At 58.3% G+C, this 10,436-nt stretch carries 6 protein-coding genes and 2 pseudogenes; 5 read left to right on the forward strand and 3 right to left on the reverse strand.

Annotated elements, in window-relative coordinates:
* From GEU01_RS27610 to GEU01_RS16920, 3 genes and pseudogenes are all read left to right on the forward strand, one after another.
* Positions 1 to 115 (forward strand): annotated as a pseudogene (locus GEU01_RS27610) (integrase core domain-containing protein); the annotation flags it as partial.
* Positions 116 to 504: 389 nt separating this feature from the next.
* Positions 505 to 1,788 (forward strand): chloride channel protein, encoded by a 1,284-nt coding sequence (locus GEU01_RS16915; RefSeq protein ID WP_019087017.1) that lies wholly within the window; start codon positions 505 to 507, stop codon positions 1,786 to 1,788.
* A gap of 283 nt (positions 1,789 to 2,071) precedes the next feature.
* The gene (locus GEU01_RS16920; protein ID WP_232272596.1) at positions 2,072 to 3,178 is read left to right on the forward strand and encodes a ClC family H(+)/Cl(-) exchange transporter; all 1,107 of its coding nucleotides are present in this window, start codon (positions 2,072 to 2,074) and stop codon (positions 3,176 to 3,178) included.
* Between the two features lie 36 nt (positions 3,179 to 3,214).
* On the opposite strand, the gene GEU01_RS16925 is transcribed toward GEU01_RS16920, so the two are convergent.
* The gene (locus GEU01_RS16925) at positions 3,215 to 4,477 is read right to left on the reverse strand and encodes a cation:proton antiporter (protein ID WP_019087019.1); all 1,263 of its coding nucleotides are present in this window, start codon (positions 4,475 to 4,477) and stop codon (positions 3,215 to 3,217) included.
* 88 nt (positions 4,478 to 4,565) lie between these two features.
* A complete protein-coding gene (locus GEU01_RS16930; RefSeq protein WP_026018824.1) occupies positions 4,566 to 7,148 on the reverse strand; it encodes a heavy metal translocating P-type ATPase in 2,583 nt (860 codons plus the stop codon).
* 230 nt (positions 7,149 to 7,378) lie between these two features.
* Between GEU01_RS16930 and GEU01_RS16935 the strand changes: the two genes are divergently transcribed.
* Positions 7,379 to 8,656, forward strand: a complete 1,278-nt coding sequence (locus GEU01_RS16935; protein WP_010516406.1) for a hypothetical protein — start codon at positions 7,379 to 7,381, stop codon at positions 8,654 to 8,656.
* Between the two features lie 470 nt (positions 8,657 to 9,126).
* On the opposite strand, the pseudogene GEU01_RS23100 reads toward GEU01_RS16935, so the two are convergent.
* Positions 9,127 to 9,519 (reverse strand): annotated as a pseudogene (locus tag GEU01_RS23100) (integrase core domain-containing protein); the annotation flags it as partial.
* A gap of 77 nt (positions 9,520 to 9,596) precedes the next feature.
* Between GEU01_RS23100 and GEU01_RS16950 the strand changes: the two are divergent.
* Positions 9,597 to 10,436, forward strand: an 840-nt coding sequence (locus GEU01_RS16950; protein ID WP_019086757.1) for an IS110 family RNA-guided transposase, incomplete at its 3' end; no start/stop codon positions are given.

Raw genomic sequence — 10,436 nt, forward strand, 5'->3', positions numbered from 1 at the left:
AAGATATGGCCGGTTCAGGGATGAATGTCTCAACGAAACGTTGCTCACGTCCCTGATGCATGCCCGCCAGATTCTGGCTGACTGGCGGGCAGACTACAATACGGTGCGCCCCCACATCCCCAACTGGATGGCAAACACCGGACCCGGTCGCCAGACAAGGGTCTCGAGGGCATGGCAGAACGGCATGATAATCTGGATAATGAAGCCAGACGGAACTCACCAGATGTATGAATGATCTACGTAGCAGTCCCGTAGATTTTGAGGATGAATCTCCTGTAGCTTCCCGGTATGGGTTCTGAGCGGGGGCGTAAGAAAAAATGGTATATGCCCCGTTCCTGTATCACAGTCTGGACCTTCTCTGCCGTGACCATTTTGCCGACATTGTCATACCATGGTGCAGATCAGGCTGACTGCCAGTCCGTTCCGGGCCGAAATCGCGCCAGGCGAACCCGTCGGCTTCGTCGTCTGGCGCGTGTCAGGACCCTGAAATGGCAAAGAACACTCATGTATTGCTCGGGGGCTGTGCTGATCGGGATTATTTCCGTGATCTTTGCCCATCTGGGGGATGCGGCGGCCGATCTGCGTTACCACATCGTCGCCCTGAATGCCTGGTCCATGCTTCTGATTGCACCGCTTGGACTGGTCGCCATTACCTGGTTGACGCGCGTGCTGTTCAATGGTGCCCAAGGCTCGGGTATCCCCCAGACAATTGCAACATTGCATATGCATAATTTCATGCTGGTGGACCGAATTCTGACATTGCGCATTGCGCTCGGCAAGATCCTGATGACATGCCTCGGTCTGATCTGCGGCGCCTCAATCGGTCGCGAAGGACCCAGCGTCCAGATCGGGGCGTCCATCATGCATGCGTTCTCGCTGGCCATGGGTCAGCATAATGACGTCACCCGACACGGTATGATCCTGGCGGGCGGAGCCGCCGGCATGGCTGCGGCCTTCAACACGCCCCTGGCCGGAGTTGTATTCGCCATTGAGGAACTCGCCCATTCCTTTGAACAAAAATCGTCAGGACGGACACTGACCGTCATCATCTTTTCCGGGATCACCGCGATTGCCCTGCTGGGGAATTATACCTATTTCGGTCGCACCAGTGCCTCCATCCCGGTTGGTGTCGCATGGTTGGCCGTTCTGGTGTGTGGTGTAAGCGGTGGGCTGGCAGGTGGCCTTTTTGCCCGCCTTGTCATCAGGCTGTCAAAAGGATTGCCGGGATCACTTCGTCCGTTTGCAGCACGTTTCCCTCTCGGGTTTGCTGCTCTATGCGGTCTGCTTCTGGCCCTGATCGGACTGGCATCCGATGGTGCAACCTATGGTACGGGCTATCTCCAGGCGCGGGGGATCGTGGATGGCAGCCTCCATTATCCAGCGTCCTTCTTTCTCCTGAAGTACCTTTCCATGCTCATTACCTTCTGTTCGGGGATACCCGGGGGCATGTTTGCACCATCTCTTGCCATTGGCGCCGGAATGGGCGGATGGATCGAGCAGTTCCTGCCCCATACATCTCCAGGCGCGGTCGTTCTGCTTGGGATGGCGGCATATTTCTGTGGCGTTGCCCAGTCCCCCCTCACGGCGACGATCATCGTAATGGAAGTATGCGATAACCAGCAGGTCACGCTGGCGCTTCTCGCGACTGCGTTTCTGGCGTTCGGGGTCTCGCGCACGGTCTGCCCGCATCCGCTTTATTCCGCCCTCGCCGCGGGGTTCATGGAGAAGACGGAACGGAAGGCAGGTCAGGAAAAAACACTTTCAAGGCAGGAAACTGATCCCTCCTGAACCGGGACCCGGGTTGCAGATGCAGTATTCCGAGCCAGAGAACCGTCAGTCAACGAAAGAAGACACGATGCTGCAGCAGGTGCCGAACCGGAAACCACCACCGGAACAGACCGGGAGTTCCTGCAGTCTGGTTTTCCTGGCATCAGCGTCAATCCTGATCGGGCTTGCGACCGGTGCAATCTGTGGGGTCTTCCGCCTGTTTCTTAAAGGGCTGGAAACCGCGCGAACGGATCTGGCTCTCCGGTTTCTGCATGGTTCTCCGTGGGAGGGTTGCTTTCTGGTCGTGGGGGTTGCCCTGGCGGCCCTTGTCGCAGTGGAAATGGTGCGCCGTTTTGCGCCGCTGGCATCAGGCAGCGGTATTCCCCATGTCGAGGCCGTGCTGTCGGGCGTCGCGGTCCCAGCGCCATGGGTGCTCATCCCGGTCAAGTTCATTGGTGGTCTGCTGGCGATTGGAAGTGGACTGGCCCTGGGACGCGAAGGGCCAAGCGTGCAGATGGGTGCCGCGGCAGCCAATACGATCGGACGACTGCTCTCTCTGGGGCAGGCGGACTGTCGCGCTCTCCTCGCCGCTGGCGCAGGAGCCGGTCTTGCAACGGCCTTCAATGCGCCTGCTGCAGGTGCCGTTTTTGTCCTGGAAGAACTGGTGGGACGGTTTGAAGCCAGAATGGTGTGTGCGGCACTCGGGGCGTCCATTTCAGCCATTCTGATCAGTCGTGGCATCCTGGGCGGCCAGCCTGATTTCATCGTGTTCCATCAGGTCCTGCCTGAAGCGATCGCGAAGCAGCTATTCTTTGTCATGACCGGTCTCATGACCGGTCTGCTGGCGGTTGGATATAACCGGACAATTCTTGCGGCACTGCGCCTTGCCGACCGTCTGCCTGTCAGCATACCCGTCAGGGCCGTTCTGATTGGTGGTCTGGCTGGACTTGTTGTGTGGCTTGATCCCCATCTGGCAGGTGGAGGGGACTGGATTACCCAGGCAGCGATAAATAATACGATAAGCTGGCGTATTATCCCTGCCCTGTTCGTTTCCCGGTTGATCTTCGGTGCGATTTCCTATGCTGCCGCAACACCAGGAGGACTATTTGCACCCATGCTTGCCCTGGGGGCACTGTCCGGATTGGCCTGCAGCTTTGTGGCGCAGATACTGAGCCCGGATACAGCGCTGGCGACCACGCCATTTGTGATTGTCGGCATGGCCTCCATGTTTGCGGGATCCGTTCGATCGCCCTTGACGGGCATTATCCTCGTCATGGAAATGACCGGATCGTCCGATCTTGTATTGCCGCTTCTGTCTGGAAGCTTCGCGGCAATGGTAGTGGCAGGAGCGCTCGGCGATACACCGATCTACGAGGCGCTGAGGCTCAGGGCAGCAACCGGCAGACGCTGAAATTATCACCTTTTGGAATACCTGTTTCATAAGGAATCATTCAGACCGGGATGCGGATGACGGATAGAGCCTGCGGGCGACCCGTTCCATGGTCAATCCCTGCACGATAATGGTGAACACTACCACGCCGTAACAGACAGGCAGCAGCAGATTGCGCAATTCACCGGGTGGCAGTCCAAGCGCCAGCGAAACCGAGATGCCGCCACGCAGGCCGCCCCAGGTCAGGATACCCAGAACACGGCCACGCTCCCATTGCCGGAGATGAACCGGGAGGGTGGAAAACAGCACGCTCAATGCCCGCACGGCAATGGACAGCGGGATCACGGCAAGCGTTGCCAGCACCGTAAACAGATGCGGCGTGATCTCCAGTATTTCAAAGCCGATAAGCATGAACAGCAGGACATTCAGCACTTCGTCAATCAGGGTCCAGGCGATATCGAGTTCCTTACGGGACGCTTCATCGAAAACGGAATGGCTATAGCTTGTTCCGAAACACAATCCGGCCACGACGACAGCAATCGCGCCTGACATGCCAAGGTGGTTGGCAATGCTGAAGGTTCCGGTCGCCAGGGCCAGTGACGTCAGCAGATCGATATGCGGATCCCGCTGCCCCTTGAGCACACGAAGCGCAATCCACCCCGTCAGTGCGCCCAGCAGGCCGCCACCAAGCGCCTCGCGGCAGAAGCTGAGGGCAATCCCGGAGGCGGCTACGCCCTGACTATCTCCGGTCGCCAGTCCGATCGTCACACCGAAAATGACGACCCCGACGCCGTCATTGAACAGGCTCTCGCCCGCGAAAATGGCCTGAAGCGGCCCCGGCAGCCCCAGACGCTTTAACATCCCCACGACCGAAACCGGATCAGTAGGTGCGAGAATGGCGCCGAGCACGATGCACCATGTAAAGGGAACAGCGTGGCCCAACAGCGGAAAAACACTCCAGGCCGCGCCCGCCAGAAAGGCCACGGCCAGAACAGTCCCGAGAATGGACAGGGCTGTCACGGACATCAGTTTCGCACGCAGGTGTCCGACATCAACCTGCATGGCTCCGGCAAAGAGAAGAAGTGACAGCGCACCATTCAGAAGCGCCGCGGGTAGGTTGATGACCCCCAGCACAGACCGCGGCAGGGCCTGAAGATCATAGGCCGGGATCAGCAGGTTCAGAACCATGACCAGCAGGGAAGTCAGCAACGAGAAGATCAGAACGCCGATCGTCACGGGAACGCGAAGCGTGTGGTGATTGAGAATGCTAAAGGCAGCGGCAAGCACGAGAAGCAGGGCGATCAGGCTGATGGTATCCATGGTATGATCGCTGGCCTTTCTGGCGTTTCGCGTCAAGAAAAACCGGTGCTCTCTTTTATGGGCCGGGATCTGCCAGAAGGACGGATATTCACACAAGGTTACCGGTTCTGGCATCCCGAGCGGAATGCCCGCCATCACTGATCCGCCCTAGCCTGAGCGCATTGGTGACGACGGTGACGGAAGACAGCGCCATGGCGGCACCTGCGATCATCGGCGATAGCAACAGTCCGAATACCGGGTAGAGGACGCCTGCCGCAACCGGAATGCCGATCCCGTTGAACAGAAACGAGAAGGCAAGGTTCTGCCGGATATTGCGCATGATCGCGTGCGCCAGTTTTCGGGCGCGGACCAGCGCACCCAGGCTGCCATGGGCCAGTGTGATGCCTGCGCTCTCGATGGCGACGTCAGTTCCTGTCCCCATGGCGATCCCTACGGAAGCCGCCGCAAGGGCCGGCGCGTCGTTCACGCCGTCTCCCGTCATCGCCACATGGCGGCCGACACTCTCCAACTGTCTGATGATATCAGCCTTGGCCTGGGGCTTCAGCCCGGCGTGTACCTCTACAATGTTTCCGGCAGCCTGTGCCACAGCTCTTGCAGTCGTCTCGTTATCGCCAGTCAGCATGACGATGCGCATCCCGTCATCATGCAGCGCCGCTAACGCAGCTTTCGTGTCTTCCCGCAGCGGATCGGCCACGGCAATCGTCCCCGCTGCTTTCCCGTCTATCGCAACAAACATGACCCCCGCGCCGGACTGACGATATCGCGTTGCATCTGCCTCCAGCGGAGCGGGATCTGCCCCGGCCTGCTTGAGCCTTTCGGCATTGCCAATCACCACCTGACGGCCATCTGCTGTGCCGCTGACGCCGAGGCCGGGCTGTGAGCCGAAATCGCTGACCTGCACCAGCGTGCCATGGCGCTCCTTCAGTGCCCGGACCACTGCCTGGGCCAGCGGATGCTGGGACTGCGCTTCGACTGAGGCCGCCAGGCGCAGCACATCGTCCTCCTGCCACTCTGGCGCAACGTCGAGGGCGATCAGCCGGGGATGTCCTTCCGTGAGCGTGCCGGTCTTGTCCACCACCAGGGTGTCCACCTTGTCCAGTGCCTGCAGGGCCTCGGCATTGCGCACCAGAACGCCCTCACGCGCGCCGCGCCCGGTGCCAACCATGATGGACATCGGCGTGGCCAGTCCCAACGCGCAGGGACAGGCGATGATCAAAACGGATATGGCATTGAGCAGGGCATGGCCGAAGCGCGGCGCGGGACCGACAAAATACCACACGACGAAAGTCACGAGGGATATACCCAACACCAGCGGGACGAACCAGTCCGACACGCGGTCGGCGATGCTCTGGATCGGCGCATGACTATGCTGTGCTGTGGCAACCATTGCCACGATGCGGGCAAGCATGGTGTCGCTGCCGACCGCCCGTGCCTCGATTTCCAGGCTGCCAGTGCCGTTAATGGTGCCACCCGTTACCGCATCGCCCGGTTTCTTCGCCACGGGCGCAGGCTCGCCGGTGATCATCGCTTCATCCACACTGGACGCGCCGTTCAGCACCTTGCCATCGACAGGGACGGATTCACCGGGCCGAATGCGGAGACGGTCGCCTGTCGCGATATCTTCGACCGCAACATCGTTTTCCTGGCCGTCAGCGCCAATGCGATGCGCCTGTTTCGGCGTGAGATCCAATAGCGCGCGGATCGCGTTGCCGGTTGCGGCGCGAGCGCGCAGTTCCAGGACCTGCCCAACCAGCACGAGTGCCACCACCACGCCCGCGGCCTCGTAATAGACCGGAAGGCTGCCGTCAGGCATCCGGAAGGTCGCGGGGAAGGCGTCGGGAAAGATCGTTGCCACGAGGCTGTAGCCAAAGGCCGCACCCACGCCGAACATGATCAGGGTGAACATGTTGAAATGGCCGGTGCGGAGTGAGGCGAGACCGCGCTGAAAGAACGGTAACCCGGCCCAGCAGACGGCAGGCAGCGTGAGCGCGAGTTGCACCCATGGCGACAGCACAGGCGGCACAAGATGCAGACCGACATCGCCTCCCATGGCGATGAGCATGAGCGGAATGGCAAGCACCCCGGCCACGATCAGGCGGCGCGTAAAATCTCTGAGTTCGGGATTTTCCTCATTGTGCCCGGTCGGATCCTCCGGCTCCAGCGCCATGCCACAGAGCGGGCAGTCTCCGGAGTGATCCTGCCGGATCTGCGGATGCATGGGACAGGTCCAGATTGTGTGGTTTCCGGCAAGAGAGGGCATTTCGTTCGTGGACGTATGATGGTCATGGCCGGTATTGCTGCCCGATTTCTGACCATGTTCCATTGCTGGCATCGCCGGAGCATTACCAGTTTTCTCTGCAGGTTCCAGCGCCATGCCGCACTTAGGGCATTTTCCCGGATGCGTTTCCCTGATTTCCGGGTGCATCGGACAGGTCCACGCCGTCTGGCCTGCCAGGGACTGGTCATGGGTAATGGACGCCTCGTCCGCCACGAAAGCTGCGGGGTCTGCCCCGAATTTCCGCTGGCAGTGTTCACTACAAAAATAATAATCGTGCCCATCATGCAGCGTGTGAAATTTTGCTGTCACAGTATTCACACTCATGCCACAGACCGGATCATGTACGGTTCTGGGCACCATCATCTGCCGATCATCCTGTCTGGTATCCGTCATGCGTGTTTCCCCGATGGAAGCGGCTGAATTTCAGACTGCGATGGAACAGGCATTGAAACCATGTCACAGCACAGACAATGAAACGACCACTTTGTCGAGACAGTTGCCCGCATACCGGTGATCCCCAAAAAGAGCATACATTCAGCGATTACATGATCGTCAGCAGGCATTGACCTACGTCGCTGTTACAATCAGTGTCTGGAATGAACGTAATCTTAGCTTCTGGACTGATGACCGACCTTATTCGAGACCTCATTCTTCGCTGGCGGGACGATCCGGCAGCAACCTATCAGAGCTGGTTTTTATGGGACGAGCGTATCAAGAACTTTCGCTCCATCCGCAGGGGGCTGCAGCAGGTTGTCACCGAGATTGCCGCTGGTACGTTCGGGGTCGCCTATCGTGGCTCCTCACTGGAAACAGTTGTTCATTCGATTGCGGAGCAGCGTCAGATTTTCAAGGGGGCAGATCATGCGTTCCTTTGGAAGCCGAAGCTACGAATTCCAGATATCTACGAGAATCCCGTCAACCAGAAAGCGTTCGGTCAGCTTCTCGATACCTGTCTGTGCTGCAATACTGAAGAGCACGTGGTTTCGGCCATTCATGCGATTGATGCTCGCAAGATAAAGGGACTGGGACCAGCCGTCGCCAATCTGCTGTATTTTCTGCATCCGACAATCATGCCGCCGTTCAACACGGCGATCGTGAAGGGCTATAACGCTCTGACCGGATCGAAGGTGAAACTGGGGCGATGGGAAGAGTATCTCGCCATGCGGCAGGGAATCCTGAAGCTGAATGCGACCTATCGTTCACTGCTTTCCAATGATCTGGGCGCCATCGGAGGACTGCTGTTTGACCTCGGTAGCGGACGCTATACAGCGCCACCTCTCGAGGATGACGAAACCGCGCGAAAGCTTTGGGAAGCCGATCTCCATCAGGTAAGGGAGCAGAGCGCGAAAGAAGCCAGGATCCTCGCCGCGGAGCGGGAAACGGATCATACCCATACCGAGATTCAGGGCTGGCTTCGTGCTCTGGGGCTTTCCCTGGGGTATGATGTCTGGATTGCGGCCAATGATCGCAGTCGTCCATGGCAGGACGGTAAATTGGGAGATGGCTGCCTGTCGGTGTTGCCAGGGTTCACGACAGAAACGCAGGGAGCGGAATCCGTGCGCCTGATCGATGTCCTGTGGCTGGACCAGGAAAGCCGCAGGATTGTTGCAGCATTCGAGGTCGAACATTCAACGACCATCTATTCCGGTATCGTGCGGATGCTGGATCTTGCTCTCGGGTCAGAGGCGCAGGCCCTGGAGGGCCTGTTCCTTGTTGCGCCGGACAAGCGGGAAGCCGATGTGCGGGAACAGTTGAAGCGGCCGGCCTTCAGCAGGATTGCCGACCTGAAAGTCCGGTATCTGCCTTATGGGGCGCTTGAGAAGGATCGTGAGGCAATCGAGCGTTTTGGTCATGGGATGAAGCCTATTCAGGCAATATCCCATCTTCTTACCCCAGCGTGATGTTGATGACAGCAATGAGCGGTACAATATCTGTTTCAGAGCGGGCAAAGAAATCGGGGCAGCTTCCCTCTCTGTCCCGAACGTCTTTTGCCATACGATGTCCGCTTATCGGAACCCGGAGCGGTCCTGTTATACTACCAGGTGGGGAGATCGAAGAACCGTTGATTGAAGGCATTATGTCCTGATTTTGGGCTTAACGAGCACGTATTGATGGTTCTGGGTGATGACTTTCGCTCTGCGCCTGGGGCAGAACGGGGAGCATTATAGGCTAGTTTTCTACGCGGCGGCGCTGATCCGCTCCAGAAACAGAAAGCGGTGCATGTTGTAGACGATATTGGCCAGTCGACCGCTGCCGTCGCGCAATGGTTTTCGGTCGTCTCGGCACAGCCCGTACCCGAACATGATGGCCGTCTCGTCATCGCCCGTCAGGCGGTAATCCCCCCATTTTTAGTCGGGCGTTGAATGAGAATTCAGGCAGCTGTTTTTAGTTTCTGGGCGGGGGTTAGCCCGCTGTTCCCCATGTTGGGTCTGTCATGGTTATATGTCCAGAGCCATTGTGTTGCGACCTCCTGCACGTCCTGAATGCTTTCAAACAAATACTGCTCCAGCCATTCCTGCCGGACAGTTCTGTTGTAGCGTTCAATATAGGCGTTCTGCTGCGGATTACCCGGTTGCGTATAGATCAGGGTAATCCCCTGTTTTTCGGCCCATGAAACCAACGTATGACTGACATATTCAGGGCCATTATCCATTCGGATGGCCTCAGGCCTGCCACGCCACTCCATAACCTGTTCCAGACAGCGGACAACCCGACAGGCTGGCAGGGAAAAATCAACCTCGATCGCCAGTCCTTCACGATTGAAGATGGGGTGGACGGCCTCCATGCGGCATCAATGTGCCATGCTGGGGTCGGAATGACCATTCAGAGGAGACCGCCCGGATGAAAATTACCATGATCGGCCTGGATATCGCCAAGTCCGTTTTTCAGGCGCACGGCACAGATGCAAATGGAAAATGTCTTCTCAAGCGAAAGCTCGGGCGCAGTGAGGTTGCCTCATTCTTCGGGAAACTCGAGCGGTGTCAGGTCGTGCTCGAAGCTTGCGGCACATCGCATCATTGGGCGCGCGTCATCCGCGATGCGGGTCATGACGTGAAACTTATTCCGCCGGACATGGTCAAGCCGTTCGTCAAACGTGGCAAGAAAAACGACGCTGTTGACGCCGCAGCCATTTGTCTTGCGGCACTCCATCCCGACACGCGCTTCGTCCCGATCAAAAACGAAGAACAGCAAAGCCTGCTCTCGTTACACTCAACGCGCACACTATTGGTCAAACAGCAGACGATGCTGGTCAATGCGTTGCGCGCGCTTGCAGCGGAATTCGGCTTGATCGTGCCGTTGGGAAACAGTCGCCTGCCCGATCTTCTGGCGAAAATCGAGACATCACCCGATTTGCCCGACGTCATGAAGCAGACCGTCATTTTGCTCTTCGAACAATACGGAAAGTTGAGTGAAAGCATCGGATGCCTGGAAAGGCGAATCCAGGCGCACGCCAGGCAGGACGAAGATGCCCGTCGTCTTTTGACAATACCCGGCATCGGCCCGATGACCGCGTCCTTGATCGTGGCATCTGTCACGGATATCGACACTTTCGAAAGTGCGCGGCACTTCGCGGCCTGGCTTGGACTTGTGCCGCGGCAGCACTCGTCCGGCGGAAAGGTCCGGCTGGGCAGGATTACGAAAACGGGCAACCGGGAAATAAGGAAGCTGCTCGTTCTGGGG

It is taken from the genome of Komagataeibacter europaeus LMG 18890 (assembly GCF_000285295.1).
Lineage (GTDB): Bacteria > Pseudomonadota > Alphaproteobacteria > Acetobacterales > Acetobacteraceae > Komagataeibacter > Komagataeibacter europaeus.